This is a genomic window from Leifsonia sp. KNZ13-11D (assembly GCF_056754895.1).
In genome coordinates, this window is sequence record NZ_JBPGWU010000001.1 from 2705137 (window position 1) to 2725510 (window position 20374).

The 20374-nt window shown below is 69.1% G+C and carries 16 protein-coding genes, 1 tRNA gene and 1 pseudogene; 7 read left to right on the forward strand and 11 right to left on the reverse strand.

What is annotated here, in order from left to right; all coding sequences use genetic code 11:
* Positions 1-192 precede the first annotated feature (192 nt).
* The gene (locus ACR9Y5_RS13455) at positions 193-942 is read left to right on the forward strand and encodes a hypothetical protein (protein WP_481298416.1); all 750 of its coding nucleotides are present in this window, start codon (positions 193-195) and stop codon (positions 940-942) included.
* Positions 943-1049: 107 nt separating this feature from the next.
* On the opposite strand, the gene ACR9Y5_RS13460 is transcribed toward ACR9Y5_RS13455, so the two are convergent.
* Both ACR9Y5_RS13460 and ACR9Y5_RS13465 read right to left on the reverse strand, forming a co-directional pair.
* Positions 1050-1724, reverse strand: coding sequence for an IclR family transcriptional regulator (locus ACR9Y5_RS13460; protein ID WP_481298417.1), 675 nt, complete (start codon positions 1722-1724; stop codon positions 1050-1052).
* Positions 1721-3220 (reverse strand): APC family permease, encoded by a 1500-nt coding sequence (locus ACR9Y5_RS13465; protein WP_481298418.1) that lies wholly within the window; start codon positions 3218-3220, stop codon positions 1721-1723. The genes ACR9Y5_RS13460 and ACR9Y5_RS13465 overlap by 4 nt, the downstream gene beginning before the upstream one ends.
* A 195-nt stretch (positions 3221-3415) precedes the next feature.
* On the opposite strand from ACR9Y5_RS13465, the gene ACR9Y5_RS13470 reads away from it, so the two are divergent.
* The 3 genes from ACR9Y5_RS13470 to ACR9Y5_RS13480 are packed head-to-tail and all read left to right on the forward strand — an operon-like array spanning position 3416 to position 7539.
* A complete protein-coding gene (locus tag ACR9Y5_RS13470) occupies positions 3416-4918 on the forward strand; it encodes an APC family permease (RefSeq protein WP_481298419.1) in 1503 nt (500 codons plus the stop codon).
* 13 nt (positions 4919-4931) lie between these two features.
* Positions 4932-6998 (forward strand): primary-amine oxidase, encoded by a 2067-nt coding sequence (locus ACR9Y5_RS13475; RefSeq protein WP_481298420.1) that lies wholly within the window; start codon positions 4932-4934, stop codon positions 6996-6998.
* Between the two features lie 46 nt (positions 6999-7044).
* On the forward strand, positions 7045-7539 hold the full coding sequence (locus ACR9Y5_RS13480) for a hypothetical protein (protein ID WP_481298421.1): 495 nt from the start codon (positions 7045-7047) through the stop codon (positions 7537-7539).
* Positions 7540-7754: 215 nt separating this feature from the next.
* On the opposite strand, the gene ACR9Y5_RS13485 is transcribed toward ACR9Y5_RS13480, so the two are convergent.
* The 3 genes and pseudogenes from ACR9Y5_RS13485 to ACR9Y5_RS13495 all read right to left on the reverse strand — a co-directional run bounded on the left by ACR9Y5_RS13485 (position 7755) and on the right by ACR9Y5_RS13495 (position 10259).
* A complete protein-coding gene (locus tag ACR9Y5_RS13485) occupies positions 7755-8783 on the reverse strand; it encodes an LCP family protein (RefSeq protein ID WP_481298422.1) in 1029 nt (342 codons plus the stop codon).
* Between the two features lie 181 nt (positions 8784-8964).
* Positions 8965-9749 (reverse strand): annotated as a pseudogene (locus ACR9Y5_RS13490) (NADP-dependent oxidoreductase).
* Between the two features lie 42 nt (positions 9750-9791).
* Positions 9792-10259 (reverse strand): heme-degrading domain-containing protein, encoded by a 468-nt coding sequence (locus ACR9Y5_RS13495; protein WP_481298423.1) that lies wholly within the window; start codon positions 10257-10259, stop codon positions 9792-9794.
* Positions 10260-10604: 345 nt separating this feature from the next.
* Between ACR9Y5_RS13495 and ACR9Y5_RS13500 the strand changes: the two genes are divergently transcribed.
* From ACR9Y5_RS13500 to ACR9Y5_RS13510, 3 genes are all read left to right on the forward strand, one after another.
* The gene (locus tag ACR9Y5_RS13500; RefSeq protein ID WP_481298424.1) at positions 10605-10934 is read left to right on the forward strand and encodes a histone-like nucleoid-structuring protein Lsr2; all 330 of its coding nucleotides are present in this window, start codon (positions 10605-10607) and stop codon (positions 10932-10934) included.
* A gap of 374 nt (positions 10935-11308) precedes the next feature.
* Entirely contained in the window at positions 11309-11725 is a 417-nt protein-coding gene (locus ACR9Y5_RS13505) for a DUF7144 family membrane protein (RefSeq protein WP_481298425.1), read from the forward strand.
* Positions 11726-12386: 661 nt separating this feature from the next.
* The gene (locus ACR9Y5_RS13510; protein ID WP_481298426.1) at positions 12387-12764 is read left to right on the forward strand and encodes a helix-turn-helix domain-containing protein; all 378 of its coding nucleotides are present in this window, start codon (positions 12387-12389) and stop codon (positions 12762-12764) included.
* A gap of 674 nt (positions 12765-13438) precedes the next feature.
* Here ACR9Y5_RS13510 and ACR9Y5_RS13515 read toward each other — a convergent pair.
* The 6 genes from ACR9Y5_RS13515 to ACR9Y5_RS13540 form a co-directional block, all read right to left on the reverse strand.
* The gene (locus ACR9Y5_RS13515) at positions 13439-13867 is read right to left on the reverse strand and encodes a TetR family transcriptional regulator (RefSeq protein ID WP_481298427.1); all 429 of its coding nucleotides are present in this window, start codon (positions 13865-13867) and stop codon (positions 13439-13441) included.
* Positions 13868-14304: 437 nt separating this feature from the next.
* On the reverse strand, positions 14305-15036 hold the full coding sequence (locus ACR9Y5_RS13520; protein ID WP_481298428.1) for a hypothetical protein: 732 nt from the start codon (positions 15034-15036) through the stop codon (positions 14305-14307).
* Between the two features lie 390 nt (positions 15037-15426).
* A tRNA-Pro gene (locus ACR9Y5_RS13525) sits at positions 15427-15500 on the reverse strand.
* 81 nt (positions 15501-15581) lie between these two features.
* Entirely contained in the window at positions 15582-16013 is a 432-nt protein-coding gene (locus ACR9Y5_RS13530; protein WP_481298429.1) for a hypothetical protein, read from the reverse strand.
* Positions 16014-16289: 276 nt separating this feature from the next.
* Positions 16290-17927 carry a chitinase gene (locus ACR9Y5_RS13535; protein ID WP_481298430.1) on the reverse strand — a complete coding sequence of 546 codons (1638 nt, stop codon included), beginning with the start codon at positions 17925-17927 and terminating at the stop codon, positions 16290-16292.
* On the reverse strand, positions 17927-20296 hold the full coding sequence (locus tag ACR9Y5_RS13540) for a glycosyltransferase family 2 protein (RefSeq protein WP_481298431.1): 2370 nt from the start codon (positions 20294-20296) through the stop codon (positions 17927-17929). Before ACR9Y5_RS13540 ends, ACR9Y5_RS13535 begins: the two co-directional genes overlap by 1 nt.
* Between the last annotated feature and the right edge of the window lie 78 nt (positions 20297-20374).

Below are 20374 nucleotides of genomic sequence, written 5' to 3' on the forward strand. Positions count from 1 at the left end.
GCGGACAACCGCCCGCGCGGACAACCGCACGCGCGCCCGATAACCGGCCGCCGGAGGCACGTCAACCACCCTGTCGGACCTCGCAGAGTGTCCGCACGAACGGTCCAGACGGGTTCCGTAACGTCGCCGACGCCCGCGATCCGAAGCGGCCGGCACTCCGGCCGGCCGCAGCGCGGGCACGGAAAGGATCCCATGGATTACACGAAGAACACCTCCGTTCGGAAGAGCAGCGCCTTCGCGGCCAAGCGGGCCCTCGTCGGCGCGGCTTCGCTCGTCGCCGCCACCGCCCTGGTGGGTGCCGGCGCCCAGGGAGCGTTCGCGACCACGGTCGACGGCGACGCCTCGGGCTCGTCGACCCAGTCCACAGCGCAGGCCCATGTGTCGGCCGACGCCGGTCACGACCTGTTCGCCGGTCGCCTGAACGGCGCGAAGGCACAGTCCCTGGCGAAGCGGGTGGTGGCCGACAAGCCGCTGTTCGCTCTACTTCCGGATGCGCTGCAGCACGACGTCACGACGCTCGCCACCGCCTCCCCCCAGGACCGCACCGCGGATGCGAAGGCGATCGTCCACAAGGCCCTGACCGGCGGCTACGGCTCCGCCATCAAGGACCTGGCCACCCGGCTGAAGGACGCCCGCGGCGACCGCGCGACCGCATCCGGCTTGACCGGCCTGCTGCAGCAGCTGCGGTCGGGCGACCTGTCGTCGCCGCAGCTCGGCGACACCGGTGCCGCTGTCGCGGCCGATGTGACCGCCGACGCCCAGCTCGCCGCCAAACTGCCGGTCGCCTTGCGCAGCGACCTGACGCAGCTGGCGTCGGCTCCGTCCGCCGAGCGCACGCCGGACGTGCAGAAGATCGCCGCGACCGCCCTGGCCGGCGGGTACGGCGCGGACGTGCAGCAGCTGGCACAGCAGGTCGAGCAGGGCCTCGCCTCCGGCCACTGACCCGGTGATCCGGCCGCCGCTTCCGGCGGTCGAGCGGCCCCGGTGCGTCGCCGTCACGGCGAGGCACCGGGGCCGCTCACGTGCATGACGACCAGCGGCCGCCCCGGTCAGGCGTGCTGCAGCAGTGGACCGAGGCGCGCTGCCGTATCCGCCACCAGCGACACCAGACCGTCCCGATCGGCGAGCCGTACCGCGGGAAGCGCCAGTGCGAGACCGGCGATGAGGCGCTGATCGCCGCCGCGCACGGGGACGGCGAGGCAGCCGAAGCCGGGCGTCAGCTCCCCCTCCTGCGTCGTGAACCGCGTGGGCGACGGCACCGTCCTGGCCGCCTCCTCGGCCAGCAGCAGCCGGCCGAGAGCGGACACGCTGAGGTCGGAGGCGATCCGCCGCGGGTCGGAGAGCGGGAAGTCCGGATCCACATCCACCGGCACGACGCGCCCGCCGCGGTACACGGCGAGGTGCACGCCGCCTCGGATCCGCGCGCGCAGGTCCGCGACCGCCTCGCGCGCCGTGACCGCAGCATCCTGGGCCTGGGCGACGTCCGCGAGCTCGGCGACCTTGCGGCCGAGCGCGAAGCCGCGCAGGTCGGGCATCCGCACCAGGTATTCGTCCTGCACCAGCAGATTGAGCAGCCGGTACGCCGTGGCGCGCGGCAGGCCCAGCCGCGCCGACAGCTGCTGCGCGGTGATCCCGGGGCCCGCGCGCGCGACCTCCTCCAGCACAGCGAGCGCACTGTGCACCGCGCCCGGCTGCCGGCCGCTCAGCTCGGGGATGGCGCTCATCGTGTCCCGCCGAGCACGTCCCCCGTCGTCGGCTCGTCGTAGAGGCCGATGCGGCGCAGCGCCTCCGGGCGGTGACGACGGCAGACTCCCCAGAGCAGCCACGCCGTGGCAGCGACGACCGCCAGCAGCAGCACCGCGACCGCCCGTTCGCCCGAGCCCTCGAGCCAGAGGTCGAGTCCGAGCGCGGTGAGGAGCCCCGCCGCGGCGATGGCGGCGGTGACGGCCGGGCCCGGTGTCAGCTCACCGATGCGGCGGAGGAAGAACGGGGTCGCGATGCAGACCAGCGCGTAGGCGGTCATGTAGCCCGCGGCCGCGCACACCACGATGACGCCCATCGCCTGCCAGGCGCCCATCCCCGCAGACACCAGCGCCGCCGGGAGCGCCACCTCGGCGGCGACGCCCACTGCGAGCGCCACGTGCGGCGTACGGAACCCGGGGTGGGTGCGCCCGAGGGCGCGCGGAGCGATGCCCTCCCGCCCGAGCGAGAACAGCACCCGCGCGAGGGCCGTGGTGGATGCGAGCGCGCACGCCAGGAAGGAGCTGGCGAGCGCCGCATCCAGCAGCAGCCCGATCCACTCGACACCCGCGCGGGCCGCCAGGTCGTTGACCGGGCTGTCGCTGCGCGCGAGGTCCCCGCCGAGCGCGTCGAACCCGGCGAGCTGCGTGTACGCGGAGAGCAGGTAGAGCACCCCTGCGGCGATCACTGTCCACCGGATGGTCCGCGGGATCGTCGCGAAGGGGCGCCGGGATTCGACGCCCAGGGTCGCCGCGCTCTCGAACCCGACGAAGGCCGTCACCGCCACCGTCGTCCCGGCCGCGAGCTGCGGGATGCCCACACCGCGCGGGAGGGCGACGTCCCAGAACGACGGCGCCGGCACCCGCACCAGCAGCACGACGATCAGCACGAGGATGCCCGCGATCGACAGCAGTTCGATGACCAGTGTGACGCGGGTCGAGAGCCGGATGCCCCGCCACAGCACCAGCAGGCACAGCGCACCGAACCCGGCGAGGAGGGCGAGCACGATCGCGCGGGAACCGGCGACCGCCGGCACCGCGTGCGCCAGCAGCGTCTGCCCGTAGTAGGCCGCGCCCAGGAGGGCGAACATCGCGACGAAGCCGTAGCCCACGATCATGGCGGCGCTCGTCGCGAAGCCCGCCCGCACGCCGAGGCCGCGCGCGGCGAACGTGTAGAGGGAGCCGGTCGCGGCCATCCGCCGGGTGAACTGGTTGACCGCGTAGGCCACGAGGGCCATCAGGACGCCCGCGAGCAGGAAGGCCAGCAGTGTTCCCGAGCCCGCGCGCGCGGCAACGAGCACCGGGCAGGTGGCCGCCGCCGCGGAGGGGGCGACCGCGCCGACCGACTGGGCCAGCACATCCACGAAGGACAGGCTGCGGCGGTCCAGTCCCGCCATCGGCGAGCGCGCGGGGAGGCCGTCCACCGGCGTCGGATCGGCGATGGCGCGGCTCAAAGCCGTCACGGGGGGCTGTGCTGTCACGGTGTGCTCCTCGCTCGCGAGGCTACGTCGGACGTGTTGCGGCGGCGTTTCGTCGGCGTCACGACCGGATGACCTCCGAATGCGACAGCTCCTGTCCCATTCGGGCGGCGCGGACTCTTCACGAGGGCGGAACGGCCGCGCAACAACACGTCGTGAGACTGGCCGCACCCACTCCCTCTCCCCCTTGGAGGAACCATGACGGCTGCACAGGAGCCTCAGACCCTGCTCGGCGACCCGCTCGCGCTGCGCGGGCCGGGCGCCGCCCGCCAGCTCTCCGGCCGGCTCGGCGTCGGATCGATCGTGTTCATGGTGGTCGCCGCGGCGGCCCCGCTCACGGTCATCGGCGGCGGCTTCCCGGTCGCCGTGCTGCTCGGAAACGGCGCCGGCGTACCGAGCATGTTCGCGATCGGCGCCATCATCCTGCTGTTCTTCGCGGTCGGGCTGAGCGCGATGAGCCGCTTCATCCCGCGCCCCGGCGCGTTCTTCACCTACGTCGGCTACGGGATGGGCCGCCCGCTCGGTCTGGCGGCCGCCTATCTGGCGCTTCTGACGTACACGACCGTGCAGGTCGCGGTGTACGGCTACCTCGGCGCCACGCTCGAGTCGTCGGTGGTGGCCCTGCACGGCCCCGACATCCCCTGGTACGTCTACTCGCTGGCGATGATCGCCCTCGTCGGCGTGCTCGGTTACCGGCACATCGAGCTCAGCTCCCGCGTGCTGGGCGTGCTGCTGATCGCCGAGGTCGGCATCGTGATCGTGCTGAGCGTCGTGATCATCGGCACCGGCGGCGCCGAGGGGTTGTCCCTCGCGCCGTTCGAGCCCAGCACGGTGCTCTCGGGCTCTCCCGGCATCGGTTTGATGTTCGCGCTGGCCGGGTTCATCGGTTTCGAGTCGACGGCGATCTTCCGCGACGAGGCCAAGGAGCCCGAGAAGACCATCCCGCGCGCCACCTACATCGCCGTGATCGCGATCGGCCTGTTCTACACGTTCGCCTCGTGGGCGCTGGTGATGGGATGGGGCCCCGCGAAGATCGTGGACGTGGTCGCCTCCGACACCGGCGGCTTCATCGTCAACACGGCCGTGCACTACCTCGGCACCGTAGGCGGAGTGATCGTCAACGTGCTGCTGGTCACGAGTCTGTTCGCCTGCGTCCTCTCGTTCCACAACGTCGTGACCCGCTACCAGCACTCCATGTCGAACGCCTCGGTGTTCCCGGCCATGATCGGCCGCGTGCACGGGAAGCACTCGTCGCCCTACGTGTCGTCGCTGGTGCAGACCGTCACGGCCGCCGTGCTGATCGCCGCCTTCGCGCTGTTCCGGCTCGACCCGGTGCTGCAGGTGTTCACCTGGTTCAGCGGCATCGCAACCTTGGCCATCGTGGTGCTGATGGCGCTCACGTGCCTCGCCGTCATCATCTACTTCGCCCGGAAGAAGACCGGCGCGGGTCTTTGGCGCACCGTCATCGCCCCCGTGATCGGGCTACTCGGCCTGGTGGGCGTGACGCTCATCATCGTCGACAACTTCCCGCTGCTCATCGGCGACGTGGATGCGAAAGGCACCCCCGTGCTCGGTCCGCTCTCGATCGCCTTCTTCGCGGCGATGCTCGCCTTCCCCGTCTTCGGCGTCGTGCAGGCCCTCATCCTGCGCCGCACCCGGCGGGACGCCTACCAGAACATCATCGACACCATCAGCGCCTAGGAGATCTCGCACCATGACCACCGAACTGCCCATCACCCTCCCCCACGACGACACCGCCGCCCCCGGCCCGCTCTCCAGCCTCACCGCCGCGGAGATCGAGACGGCGGCCCGCATCCTCCGCGACACCGGCGCGGCCACCGACACCAGCCGCTTCGTCTACGTCGGCCTGCTCGAGCCGGACAAAGCGGATGTGCTGGCCGCTCTCGCCGGCGAAGCGGACGCCCCCGACCGCGAGGCGCGCATCCTGCTGCTGGATGTCGCGACCGGGGCCAGCACCGACGCCGCCGTCTCCCTCACCCGCGGGGAGGTGATCGCGCTCGTCCCGATCGACGGGTCGCGCGGCCAGGTGCCCATCCTCGAGGAGGAGTTCGAGGCGATCGGCGGCATCCTCGCCGCCGACGCCGACTGGCTTGCCGCACTCGCGAAGCGCGGGCTGACCAGCGAGCAGGTCGTCTACGCGCCGCTCTCGCCCGGCTCGTACGACATTCCCGGCGAGGAGGGCCGCCGCATCATCCGCGTCTTCGCGTTCCGGATGGACCACGCCCAGGACCACCCGTGGGCGCACCCGGTCGACGGGCTGTGCGCGTACGTCGACATGATCGCCCGACAGGCGACCCAGGTGGTGGACGCGTTCGAGCTCCCGGTTCCCGACGAGCCGGGCAACTTCCACCTGGAGTCGGAGCGGCCCGCGCCGCTCGACACGCTCAAGCCGATCTCGATCACCCAGCCCGAGGGCCCCAGCTTCCAGGTGGACGGCGACCGGGTCACCTGGGCGAACTGGTCGTTCTCGCTCGGCTTCGATGCGCGAGAGGGGCTCATCCTGCGCACGCTCGGCTTCGCCGACCCCGACCAGGGCGGCGCCGTGCGGCCGGTGGTGTACCGCGCATCCATCGCCGAGATGGTGGTGCCGTACGCCGACCCGTCGCCGACGCGCTACTGGCAGAACTACTTCGACACCGGCGAGTACCTGTTCGGCCGGTTCGCCAACTCCCTGACGCTCGGCTGCGACTGCCTCGGCGAGATCCGCTACCTCGACGCCGTGGTGTCGGACGAGTTCGGCCGGCCGAAGACCATCGAGAACGCGATCTGCATTCATGAGGAGGACTACGGGACGCTCTGGAAGCACACCGACCTGTTCACCTCGGCGAACGAGGTGCGCCGGTCGCGACGGCTCGTGATCTCGTTCTTCACCACGGTGGGCAACTACGACTACGGCTTCTACTGGTATCTGTACCTCGACGGCACGATCGAGTGCGAGGCGAAGCTGACCGGCATCCTGTTCACCTCCTCGTATGTGGAGGGGTCGGCGACGGCCAGCGAAGTGGCGCCGGGGCTCGGTGCTCCGTACCACCAGCACCTGTTCTCGGCGCGCCTCGACATGATGGTGGACGGCCTGGCGAACGCGGTCGAGGAGGTGGATGCGGTGCGCCTGCCTGTGAGCGAGACCAACCCGTACGGCAACGCGTTCACGAAGCGGGCGACCCGCATCCTGAGCGAGGCGGAGGGTGCTCGGGAAGCCGACGCGTCCGTCGGCCGCACCTGGCACATCGTCAACACCGAGAAGACGAACCGGCTCGGCAGGCCGACCGGGTACGTGCTGCACGCCGAGCAGAACCCGACGCTGATGGCGGACCCGTCGGCGTCGGTGACCGCCCGCGCGGCGTTCACGACCAAGCAGGTGTGGGTCACTCAGTACGCGAGCGACGAACGCTACCCGGCGGGCGAGTTCGTCAACCAGAACCCCGGCGGCGACGGGCTCCCCGCGTACATGGCGGCCGACCGCTCGCTGGACGGCGAGGACATCGTGCTCTGGCACACGTTCGGGCCGACCCACTTCCCGCGCGTCGAGGACTGGCCGGTCATGCCCGTGGACTACGCGAAGTTCACGCTGAAGCCGTACGGCTTCTTCGGCCGGAACCCCTCCCTCAACGTGCCGGCCGAGGCGCCCGCGCACTGCGCACCCGGCCAGCACGGGCAGGGCGACCACGGCGGCCACGCGCACGGCGGCCACGCGCACGGCGGCCACGCGCACGGCGGCCACGCGCACGGCGGCCACGGCGACCACTCCCACCACGGATGATCGAGGCCCTGCACCTCGGCAGCATGCTCCCGGCGACGCTGGGAGCATGCTGCGTCGCCGGGACCGCGGACCGCCGGTCGCCGCTCACCTGGTTCGGGATGCTCGCGATGCTGGCGGCGATGGCGGACACCATGCTCCTTCCCCGCGCGGTCGTCCCCCGATCGTCTGGGCGGCCCTCCTGCTCGCGACGGCCGTCGCCACGGCGCTGGCCCAGCGGCTGCGCCCACGGGTCGGGTCCACCGCGCACCCCGCCCGGACGATGGCCGTGCACCGCGCGCTGCAGGCGATCCTGATGGCCGGCCTGATCGTCGCGGCGGGCGGACACCACGCGCCGTCGGCCGCGGGCGACGCGGGCGACGGGAGCTACGCGCACGCCGGCCACGGCGTGCCGGTGATCGCGGCGCTGACGGCGGCGGCGCTGGCATTCGCGGTGGCCTCGGTCGCGGTCGCCGCCCGGCGCCGGCTGCCGCTGCTCCCCCGGGCGGAGGCGGCGCTCGGCGGCGCGGCGGTCGCGCTCATGGCGGTGCCGCTGCTCGGCTGACGGCGCCCTGGCCGCCCACCCCGGCCCGCCCTCGCTTACGTCGGAGATCCGGTGCCGTATGTCGGAGATTCGGCGCGATTCGGCACGGATCTCCTGCCGCAGAGCGTTGTGTCGGAGATTCTGGGGGTGTTTTCCGACGGTAGTGCGAGCCACCACCGCGATTCGCCCGCTCAGCCGGTGCCCGCTCAGCCGGTGAACGCTCAGCCGGTGCCCGCTCAGCCGGTGAAGCCGCCCAGCGCATCCTTCGCCAGCGCCTCCCGCAACCGCGCCAGCGCGGCCGGGTCGACCTTCACGATCGACTGCCCGTCGGCCGAGGTCCCCGTCCCGGCGGTGGGCAGGGTGAACGTGTGGATGCTCGACATGCCGGAGAGCCGCATGCTCGCCGCGAGGCCCAGCATCGTCTGCAGCCCGAAGCCCTCGTCGACCTGCACGTACGAGCCGGCGGTGGCAGCGAACGAGGTGAGCCTGCCGGGGTCGGTGAGCACCGAGAAGCTGAGCAACTTCGACGCGAACGCCCGCATCAGGGCCTGCTGGTCCGCCACCCGCTGGTAGTCCGCGGTCGGGAAGGCGTACCGCTCCCGTGCGTAGGCGAGCGCTTGGGCGCCGTCGAGGTGGTTCATCCCTTTCACGAAGGTGTAGTGCGGGGACTTGACGGTGGTGAAACCGACCGGGCTGTCCACATCCACCCCGCCGAGGGCGTCCGTCATGTCTTTCAGGCCGGCGAAGTCGATGATGGCGACGTGGTCGATCCGCGTGCCGAGCAGCTGCTCCACCGTCTGCACGGCGAGCGGTGTGCCACCCCAGGCGAGTGCCGCGTTGATCTTCGCGGTGCCGTTTCCGGGAATGGGGACCCACAGGTCGCGCATGATCGACATGACGTACACGTTCCGGCGGTCGGCGTCGATGTGCACCAGCATCATCGTGTCCGCCCGCTGGTTCGTGACACCGGTCGCCCCGACCCCGGTGGGCGCGCCCCGCGAATCCGACCCGATGAGGAGGATGTTCATCGCTCCCGTCTGCGTCGCGACGGGACGGGATGCGTCGGCCGGGAACGCTCGCTGGATGTGCGAGACGTGCGAATCGAAGGAGTTCGCGACCGACCCGGCGTAGAGCGCCCCGCCTCCGATCACGACGGCCACCGCGGTGGCGACGATCGCGACGACGGCGGCCAGGGCGACGAACCACCAGTGATGGCGATGGCCGGCGTTCTGCGGGCGGTGATGGTGAACGGCGAAAGAGACCACGGTCCTCGCCCCCTCCGCGTCTGATCGGGGACGCATAGGCTGCAGGCTTAGGTGAGATTTACTCACCTATTTGCAGAGTAGGACGGACCGTTCCGTTTGTCCTCTTAATTGCGGACGCAGCTGTACCCCAGTTCAGGGGCCGAGCGAGCGGTCGTCCCAGGGTCGGGGGACGCCTGACGCCTCACCCGACGGTGGGGCCGAGCTTCAGGGGACGCAGCGACGTCACCCGACGGTGAGCACCAAGCTTCCCGCGCGCCGCTCCCGACTCCCCGGCCCGGTGAGCGTCCGCGACCTCCTCGAGCGGGAACGTCGCACCGACCGGGATGCGGAGAACCCGCGCTCCTCGACCAGCCGCAGGGCCAGCGGGATCGCGTACTCGGCGCGGCCCGAATCGCCCCGGCTGAACCGGACGCCGAAACGCTGCGCGCCCGGATGGTCCGCGATCGTGACGACGTGATCCGCACCGCCAGCGAGCTCGATCAGTTCGCCTAGCACGCCGCTGCCCGCGACATCGAGCGCCCGGTCGACGCCGTCAGGAACGAGCGCGCGGTCGGCCATCCCCGCGCCGTACGCCACAGGCTCGGCGCCGAGACCCCGCAGGTCGTCGTGCGTGGCCGGGCTGCCCGTGCCGATCACCCGCGCGCCGCGGTACACCGCGAACTGGACCGCCGCGCTGCCGATGCTGCCCGACGCCCCGTTGATGAGGACGGTGGTGCCGCCGGCGACGCCCAGCTGGTCCAGAGCCCGAGCGGCCGTCTCCACGACGGACGGCAGGGCAGCCGCCGTGACGAAATCCAGCGACGCGGGGATCGGCGCCCAGGTCGACAGCACGGCGAACTCCGCCTGGGCGGCGCCCCCTTCCCCGCGGCGCTTCTTCCAGTCGCTGCCGTTCACCCCGGCAGCCCGGACCCGGATGCGCACCTCGCCCAGCCCCGGACGCGGCTCCGGCAGGTCCACGATCTCCAGGACCTCGGGACCGCCGAACCGGCTGAACCGCCGCCGCCTTCATCAGGCGGCGAGCGAGGCGAGGTACTGGCGGATCCCGTCGGTCACCAGCAGGTGGTCCTCCTCCGAGGCGAGGCCGGACGCGGTGACCGCCGCGACGACGCCGGTGCCGGCGACCCGGATCGGGAACGAGCCGCCGGTGAGCGCGTAGTCGCGCGCATCCAGCCAGCCGAGACCCTCCACATCCACGTCGGCCAGCCGAAGGGCGACCAGGGCGCTGCTCGCCTCGAACCTGTGCACGACGGCCGCCTTCTTGCGGATCCAGTCCTGCTGATCGACCGTCGTGCCCGGCAGCGCGGCGCGGAACAGCACGTGCTCACCGCGCCGGATGTCGACGGCCACTTCGGCGCCCGCAGCGAGCGCCCGCTCGATGATGAGGCTCCCCAGACGCCAGGATGCGGCGAGATCGAACGACGGCAGCACCAGCTCCCGCTCCTGCTGCTCGAGAAACGGGATCGAGAGTTCGGTCATCGTCGTCCTTCGGTCGGGGGTCGGTGCGTCAACGGGAGACTATCCGAGTCGCCCCTCGCGTGCCGCCAACACGGTCGTCGGCAGGCGGCAGAGCCTGCGCGGCATCCCGGTGCGGATCGCCTGCGGCACCGGAGAAAGCTTCTTCGAGGCGGCTCGCGACTACCCAGCCAGCCTGACGCCGAAGCCCGCGGGCGGCTTCACACCGGGCGGCCACGACCTGGCGTTCTGGCGGAGGGGGGCACCGGACCGGCTCGCGTTCATCGGGTCGCACCTCGGGTGTTCGCTCGCCCGACCGGAACGCGATTCGCTACCCTCGGAGAGATCACCACGACATCGGAGGTCTCTGTGGCGCAGCAAGTCATTGTCCGGCTCGTCGACGACCTCGACGGCAGCCCACTCGACGACAACAGCGGCGAGACCATCGTCTTCACCATCGACGGCGTGGAGCGTGAGATCGACCTGACCGCGGAGCATGCCGCGCAGTTCCGCGAGATCCTCGCACCGTACATCAAGGCCGGGCGCCGCCGGCCGAAAGGTGCCGCCCCGGTAAGACAGGGGAAGCCGGACCTGCAGGCGATTCGTACCTGGGCCAACGCGAACGGGCACGACGTCGCATCGCGGGGGCGGGTGCCCGCCGCGGTCGTTGACGCGTACAACGCCGCACAGCACACGTAACCGGTCGAGCTCGCCGTCGGCGGTGTCGCCTCTCGCGCGCGCTCAGCCGCCCCTCATCCGCGGCTGACCGCGGCGGCGAAATCTCGCCGGCCCGGATAGCCCGCTCGAACTCGACGGTGGCCATTTCATAGGCGTGCCCATGCGACAGAGGGGCGAGGAGGTGGCTGCGCGCCTCCGCACGTCGATCAGCGACGTCGCCACGAATTCGAAACCATGGCTCCGGCGACCCCAGGAACGCTGTCGCAACCCCGGCGCGGGGGCGATCTCGTCGAGTACTCCAGAACCGCTGTATTGCCAACGATCCGGCAAGCGCTGCATCATGCAGCCAGATGCGCAAGAACGCATTGCGGGTACCCGCCAGGAGGTTGGTTCACATGACTCGTACGGAAGCTCACAACGCGGCCCAGCGCACAGGCTGGGTCGGCTGGATCTACTTCGCGGGGATCGTGCTGTTGATCGGTGCAGCGATCGACATCATCTACGGCCTCATGGCGATCATCGGCCCGAACACCGCCTACTTCGTGGGCCCCCAGGGCAGGACCGCATCCTTCAACGTCGCCGGATGGGGATGGTGGTCCCTGATCATCGGTTTGGCGATGGTCGTGCTGGCGTTCTTCCTTCTGACCGGTCGCACGTGGGCACGCATCCTCGTCACCATCGTCGTCGCGATCAACGCCGTCAGCCACATCCTGTCGCTTCCGGCCCAGCCCTGGTGGGCGCTCATCATGATCGGGCTCGACATCCTGGTCATCTACGCGATCACCGTGCACGGCAGGGAACTCCGCTCCTGACAGGCCGCGACGCTCGCGCGCGGTGATCAGAGAGTCCCGCGGCACACGGGGGTGGTCGTGGGCGCGCCCGCACCGCGCGCGAGTTCTTCCTTCCCGGGAGGGAAATCGAATATCGGCACCGATGAGTCTTGCCAAGTGAGCCACCGCGAGCGGACACTGTCCGAACTCGAAACGGGCGATCTGCCTGACGACCCAGATGAAGCAGCATCCATCGCCGCCACGCCGGCCGACGTCGGGCTACAGATGAATGAGCCGATCTGGCTCGGTATCCGTAGTGAGTCAGACGAGTTTGTTGTGCCTCTTTGGGAGGCGGCCTTATTCGTCCGACCCACTCACGCGTGATGCGCTAGTGCACACAGAATGCACACAGGGCAGGTCTAAACGCGGGAAACAAGGAAAGCCCCGGTCAGACCATTGCCATCTGACCGGGGCCTTTCGTCATCACTGCGTCGGGCTGCGCCCCACGCGCTACCCCAGACGCTGTTCCTCGCAGAGCGAGGCACAGCGCCCGGGGCCCCTCGCGCGCGGGGACCCCATTAGTCAGCAGCGAGCAACGAAAGAGCCGGTGGGCACGTGGTCGCTTCGCGACCTTCGTGCCCACCGGCTCTTTCGTTGAGTCGGGGTCCTCGCAAACTACTTACACCCCGCCAGTGCTATCCAGGTGATCGCCGACTTGGGGCCGGACGCCCGCCAATCTGTTCCCTATCGGCGGAACGAGGCCATCCCGCGGACCAGTCGTCTCGACGGGCTCTTGACAGCGCAAATCATCCACGCCTATTGCGAAGGAGCCTCTACCTACGAACTAGCCGGGCGATTCGACATCGGACGGAACACCGTCCGTAACGTCTTGCGGCGTGCCGGCTTCGACACTGCCGGTAGAAGCAAGCGCTCTTCGCTGACCGACGACGAGCGGCGGCAGCTTCAGCGTCTCAAGAGCGAAGGCGTTTCCGGGCGAGATCTTGCCCACGCATTCCAAGTGAGCGAGTCGACGGTAAGACGGGTATTCGCCAGGCGGACGGACGACGGCGCGACCGGCTAACCACACCCCGACTCCGGCTGCGCACCCGCAAAAGACCCGCGCGACCGTACGAGGGCACGCTTGGAGGACACGCCGTGTCGTCGGGTCGATGATCAGTTTATTCGGGCTGCTCATTTGGTCCCGGCGCGACGCTTGTTCAGCTCCAACCCAGCGAGTTTAACCACAGCCAGCCGAGAAGTGAAACAACGGCCGTACTCGCTAGCGCGACTCCTGCTCGGGTCCAGAATCGCCGAGACCAGGGCACCAGTAGTAAAGGCAGCCCGACGGCTACACCCCCCAGAATTAGCAAGCTCAGGGTCGGCCAAAATTCACGCAGAAGGTCACGTTCCGGTTGGCGGCAGCCAAAGACTCCGCACCAGGTGAACACGGAAGCGATATCGAAGGCAAAACAGACTGCAATACCGAGGGGAACCGCCCAAATGAGATGGAGCGCCCTGCGTTTCGGTCGAGATGAACCTGCGGTGCTCATCATCGGGTCGGCAACCTAGCTGTGTCCGGGGGTTTGTACGGGCGCGTATACGAGCGCAGCAGTCCCGGAAGCAGCGACGCAGCCGCCTTCAACTTGACCCGTCATGGAGCTTGGACCGTTGATCGTCACGTGGCCCGGGGAATAGAGCTGAGTGGTGATAAGCGGGTCGACGCTCGTGTTCGGCGACAAGGTAATGTCCTTACTGCTAGTGCAGTCGGGTTGGCTGCCAGGCACGAGTACCCGCAGGATGTGTGGCTGGTGGTCGGCAGATTGCACCGAGAGTCCGTTGACGCTCTGGAATGAATTGGCGTAGATCACGAGCTCTCACTCGAACGTCTTTGGCGTAAACCGCGGCCACGCGCTGCGTGAGTTGCTCAGCAGCGTCAATTCCGCGGGCTCCGCTGCTAGTCACTTCGGCCACGATAACCGGCCAATTGGTGTACTTATCTTCTACGAGAGCCCGTGCGATGTCCAGCTTTGAACGGAAGTGGAAATAGACCGCGCCCTTGGTTGCGCCCGTGCGCTCGACGATTCGATCGAGCCTCGCCCCCTCGTAACCGAATTCGTCGAACTCCTCAGCAGCAGCCCTCAGGATCGCCAACCGAGTGCGTTCTGCCCTCTCCTGTTTAGGCATCCGCGTCGCCCGTCTCTCGCACGTCTAGTCTGATGACTTTACCGTGCTGCGACTTTCCTTCGCGCGTTGTCAGATAGGACGACGGTGCATCCATACCAACCGCTTCGATGCAGGATCAGCCTCAGCCGGTCGCCGGAGAGGCAACAACCGTCCGCATAGGTCGCCCGCTCTTCGAAGCGGCTTCTAACGGGCGACCGAATTGATGCGCGAAACCCGTCCGGTTACCAGGCCGGCATGAACCGGCTACAGCTCGATCAACGCCAGCCAAAAGCGTCGCGGCTCCCCTTCGACTCGATTTCCAGAGCACTGGTCCGAGCTGTTCGATTAGCTTCCGGCATTCGTACCGATGCGTTCAACCGAGATGGAACGGCAGCCATGGCTTCTCAGTGACGCGTGTACGCGCTCGCCGCGCTATCGCCGTCGTTGCCAAAAGGGCGTCAAACCATGGGTCGCTGATTCTGCTGCTGCTCCGATGCGTACCTTAGGAAGATCGTGATTGTGGTCTGCAGATCGGCGACGGCGATCTCAAGGAAGTTCGCATAGACGTTTAGACTGACCAGATGCTCCGAGGGCCTGTGGACTGAATGCGGCCCAACACAGATGCCGGCCGAGATCGGGACGTTTCCGTGGGACACACCCGCACAGGCCATCCAGCACGATTCCATCAAAGTCGGATAGCTCGGTCGAACAGGGCGGCTTGCCTCCCGAACGACGCTGCTCAGCGCCACTCTCCTTGACGTGGTCACCTTGTCCGGGTCGAGTCCCTTGATCGGCTCCGCAATCTCATGGATCGTCTCTTCGAGGTCATAAAGCCCGCTGAGATTGGGATTTGCGTCCGCAACGACCGCCATGCCTACAGCGCTCTGGGTATCCCACCACATCCGCTTGAGGAATCTCTCAACCCTGACGCGATGAGATGGGTCAGCGATGAGCCACTGCGCTGTCGACATGCACTCCATCGCTACCCTGAGCACAACGAACGAGGCAAGAGTCGGACCGTCGCAGGCAGATTTGATGTAGTGGTGCGCCAGTCGGAGTTGAGTCCGCACCATGTCCGATGGGAGGAATGTTCCCCTGAAGCAGTAGTCAACCGCTGACGCGCGTCCACCCGCGATCACTTTCACGCTGTCAAGAAGCTCGCCAACTACGTCCAGGAGGGCGCGGGCCATACGCACTTATTCGTACGGATGAGGTCCCCGTATCCGCGCTTCAAAGAACGCAGAAATGCGTCTCAAGTCCTCGTTATCGATCTCCACAGGTTCAAGCTACGTTGAACGCCGCCGGGGCCCGCCAGCGCATTGGATGAACTGCGGTAATTCCCGGCGATGCTCAGCGTCACTCCCATCCGGGTGCCTGACGCAATCGCGGGTGTCCGCGAGCCGTCTGGCAGTGCTCTCTGGACCCGTCGGCACACTCACTTTCGGATGCTCACACCTGCCGGTTGACCAGTTGCTCCACTCGCCCGCAGTGCGGCAATACCCTTGCTCAGGCGCAAACGAAGTCAAAGGTGACTCCGGGTCCTTCTGGTTGCAGTAAGCATCAGAAGGACCCCTGTCGCGTCGGGCTGACAGGATTTGAACCTGCGACCCCTTGACCCCCAGTCAAGTGCGCTACCAAACTGCGCCACAGCCCGTCGTCGCCGGTGGCGGCCGGAGCCGCGCGAGGCAACTAGACCATCCTACCGTGTCGCGGGGAGGGCTCGCGCACGCCCGGGTCAGATGTCCTTGGTCGACCAGTGGACGAGGGTGGGGGCGCCCTTCGTGCCGCCGATGTCGCATATGACCACCACGCTGGCGGCCCCCTCCGGTGGCGGGTCGAGCGGGAAGCCGACGATCGCACGCCAGGTTCCGTCGGCGTTCTTCGTCGGCGGAGTCTCCGTGTTGTACGGCGCCATCTTCGCGTTCGGCGCCTGCGAGAGGTAGACCTCCTGCGCCAGCACGACGCGGGCCGTCCAGGCGGTCAGCTCATCCATCGGGTCGTCCGGTGAGGCGGACGCCGGCGCGGGCGTCGCCGTCACGGTCGACGTGACGGTCACCGTCGGTGTCGGTGCGGCGGCAGCGCCGGTACCAGCGGCGCAGCCCGCCAGGGCCAGCGCCGACACGATGGCGGTCGCCCCCACGACGGCGGCCTTCGACGATCGAATCATGTTCCCCCCAATGTTCTGTTGTGCTGCAGCCCCGCAGCAGCATCAGCCTAGGGTCCGAGTCGCCGCCCGCGGGTCACGAAGCGATAACTCGGGGTTCTAGCGTGCCGGCAGGGATTCCACGCGCCACCCGAAGGCACGCGCATCCCCGCCGGCACTGCGCCGGGCACGCCGAAGGCGCGCGCGGGCGCCTGGGTGCTCCCGCCCCGCAGCGGGAGGCCAGGTCGAGTCGGCGACGGGACACGATGGGGGAGTCAGCATCCCGCCGCCGATCCTGGTTCAGCGGCCGGAGCCGCCGATGATCTGGTCGATCTCGTCCTGTGTGAGCGGAGCCCACGGCGACGAGTCCGGGTCGGCGCTGGCGGCCTCCGGGCTGTCGCCCTGCGTCCACCACTTGGCCTCGAAGGGCACGCCGTCGAAGAGGACGCGCTGGCCCTTGTCGTAGGCGGTCGTCCCGCTCCAGGTCGGGTACGTGCCGGCGGGCAGAGTCGGCTGCGGGATGGGCGTCTCACCCGGCAGCACCGGGCCCACCAGTTCCCACGGCGTCTCCCACGAGTTCAGCACGGGGTTGTCGGGCACGTCGCCCTTGGTCCACCACTTCGCCTGGTACACGTTGTGGTGCCAGACCACCTTCGCGCCCTTCAGGTACGAGTTCTTGGTGGCCCAGACCGGGTACGGCGAGGTCGCCGGGTCGTCCGCGGCCGCGGTCGAGGTCGGCTCGGCGGTGGTGACCGCCGACTCCCCCAGCGCGATGTGGCCGTCGAAGCCCTTCGCCAGCACGTCCGCGAACGTCTTCTTGCCCTGCGAGACGCCGCTGCACGCGTCCGACACCACGGCCAGGTCGACGTAGTTGGAGCCGCAGGTCTTGTCGCGGTTCGCGGACCACATCGACATCCGGCCGAGACCGTTCGACACGGCCCAGGTGTTGAAGGATGCGGCGTCCGCGAGCGGGAAGACCTCCCCCTGCACGTCGTTCTGGCCGATCATCGGGGTGGCGCCGAGCTTGGCCCAGAGGCTCGGGTCGCTCTGGTGCAGCTTCGCACGGTCGTACAGGACGCCGAGCTGGCGCTGGGCGGCCGAGACGGCGGACTCGGCGGCCTTGGCCATCGACGCCTTCGCGTCCTTGGCGTCGCCGAAGTCCATGGTCATCACGTTGACGCCCGCGATGTCGACCTTCGCCTTGAGCATGGCGGCGATGGCGTCCGTCGCGTCCGAGGTCATCCCGGACGGCGCGACCGGCAGCGTCAGCCACACGGCGAGGCCCTTCCCGGCGGCGCGGCGCTCCTGCTGCAGTGCGGCGATGGCCTGGGCACGGCGCTCGGACGCATCGCGGTCGGTGAGGCCGGCGCCCTCGAGGTCGAGGTCGATGGTCCCGATCTTGTAGCGGTCGACGACCGAGGCGTACGCCTTCTCGAGCGCCGACGGGTCGACGCAGCCGACCGCGAGCTCGTCGTTCAGCTGGCCGCCGAACGAGACGGCGACCGTCCCTCCCTGCTGCTGCAGCCGGGCGATGCGCCGGTCGAGGTCGAGCGACCCGCGGGCCTCGTCGAGCGAGTAGGCGGCGCCCCAGCTGGGTGCGCACGGGTCCTTCTTCGACGACACGACGAACGAGAGCACGGCATCCTTGGTGGAGGTGCTGCCCAGGTTCTCGAACGCGAAACGCGGGGTCGCTGTCACGTCGACGTAGGAGGCGAACCACGGCTTCGCATCGACGGCGGCGCGGGCGCTCCACCACTGGAAGCCGACGGCTCCGACCGACACGACGACGATGGCGACGAGCGCGGCGCAGATCACGCGCCACGGCGACAGGCGGCGACCGCCCGACGACTCGGGGGCCTGCGCGCGCTCGACGGAGTCCGCAGAGGCGGACCGGGCGGTGGATGAGGCGTCCCTCGACGCCTTCTTCTGCCGGGACATCAGGCGGCCTGCTTCTCACCGGAGACCGACGAGGACGACGACGCTGCCTCGGCAGTGGAGCCCGACTCGGCGACCGCCTCCGAGGCGGCCGTCTCGGCGACGACGGCGCCGACACCCGCCAGGTGGGGAACCTCACCGCCCGCGTGGCCGTGGTAGAGCACCGAGCGCCAGTCGAGCGACGAGCCCGCGGGAGCGGCCTGCTCGGCCACCCGCTTGCGCGACTTGTCCACGTAGAGCGGCTTCGTCATCCCGAGCCAGATGTCGACGATCGTGTTGCCGATGCCGATGTATGCGACGATCGCCCAGATGGCGAGGGTGGCGTTGAACGCGGCGAACGCGGCGTTGCCCCAGTTGTGCGCGTTGACATCCCGCCACAGCGTGAACAGCGAGAAGGCGACGATCGCGAGCGGCGCGATCACGTAGAGCAGCGGCGACGCGGTGCGGTTCTTCACCTTCGGCGTGCGGGCGAACGGGATCTTCTTGCCTGTCAGCGACTGCTGGATCGACTTGAGCACGCCGGCCAGGTTCACGGGCAGCAGGATGAGGTTGAAGCCGTAGATCCGGAAGATGTCGGTGGCCTTGTAGCCGCTGTAGCGGAGGTCCGCCGCCTGGCTGATGAAGTACGGCAGCGCGGCGAGCAGCACCATCGGGCTGAGCAGCCGGCCGTCGTACGGGTACGCCAGCAGGAACACCAGGCCGAAGCTCGCCCAGCTGATCGACGCCATGTAGTTGACCCGCAGCAGCAGCTCGACACGGGACACGGTCTCGCCGCGGCGCTTGCGCTCCTTCACCTGACGCCACAGCTTCGGAAGGATGAGCAGTCCGCCGTTGGCCCAGCGCCTGCGCTGCACGATCAGCGAGCCGAAGTCCGGCGGGGTGGCCGAGTAGCTGAGGCGCTCCGGGTAGTTGGACAGCGTCCAGCCGTGGGTGCCGAGGTCGATGCTCGACTCGGTGTCCTCGATGACCGTGCGGTCCTGGATGTAGCGGCGCACCTCGAAACCGCCCACGAACTCGGTCTCGACGATGTCGTCCAGTGCGCGCTTGCGGATGACCGCGTTCGCACCCACCCAGAACGTGGCGCCATAGTACGACTTGCCCTGGTGCAGGATGTGCTGAATGTCGGTGGTCGCCCCGGCCAGCCGCTCGATGCGGGTGCCGGCGCCGCGGAACGACGAGTACGGGGTCTGGGTCACAGCGACGCGCGCGTTGTCCGGCTGCTGCAGGAAGTAGGTGAGCCGGAGGCAGTACTCGCGCAGCAGGATGGAGTCGGCATCCAGGGTGAGGAGGAAGTCGCTGTCCGGGATCTCGATGTCGCCCGGGCGGCGCTGGCCGGCGGGGACCGGGGTGAGGATGGGGCCCTCCGGCGTCTCGTCGACCCGGTAGGTGCCGCCCATCAGGCCGATGTAGGCGTTCAGGTTCATCGCCTTGTTGGCCTCGTGCGACAGGGAGGCCCACTGCTTGCGCTCGAACACGGCGAGGTCGGCGTCGAAGGTCCAGGCGAGCCGGCGGTAGAGCTGAGCGACGCGCTTGGCGGTGAGGGAGGCGCCCTCGGCGATGGCGGCGGCGACCGCTTCGCCGGTGAGGGCGAGGTCGTCGCCGAGTGCGCGGAGCACCTGGTCGGCGAAGAACACGTCGACGTGGTCGTCGACGCTGTGCGCATCCGCCTGCTCGTAGAGCCACTGAGCCGCCCAGCGGTAGTGGTCGGCCAGCTCGAGTGCGGCGTCTTCGGTGGCGTAGACCCCGGTGTCGCCGAGTTCGTAGCGCATGAGCGCGTCGGAGAAGCGGAGGCGCGGCTCGGCGAGCATCGCACCGATGTCGTGCGCAAGGTCGCGGGTAGCGTCGAGGCGCTCTCGGACGGCGGGATCCGTGGGGTTCGGGTTGTCGTCGAGGAGGAGGACGACGCGCTTCGAGGGGAACTCCTGCAGCGCGGCGGACAGCAGGGTCATGCGCACGACGGCCGGCTCCTCCGCGTACGAGGGCACCAGCACGGTGATGCTGGGCTGGTTCTCGGCGAAGTGGCGGTCGAGCTCGGCCCGCGGCACGCGCACGTGCTTCTGGAACCGCTGCAGGGCGCCCTGGCGGGCGACCAGGTACATCAGCGCGGAGAAGGTCAGGAAGGTGACGACGACCGTGTAGCCGATGGCCTCCATCGTGAAGCGGAAGTTCTGGCTGCCGCTGTCGATGAACTGACGGATGATCGTGGTGACCACGTAGATCGCCCAGAAGAGGACGGTCAGCACGATGGCGACACGGCTCCAGGTGATCTTCCGGTCGGACGGCTTCGGGTGGACCGTCGGGAGCGGTTCGGTGCGCTTCTCGGAGCCGAGCTGGCGCTTTCGGGCAGGGGTGTAGGCGGTGTGAGAACTCATGATCGGGTATGCGTCCTTGTACTCAGGAGCCCGGCCCTCGGGTGGGCACGGTCGGGTGGCTCCTGGTTGTCCACACTA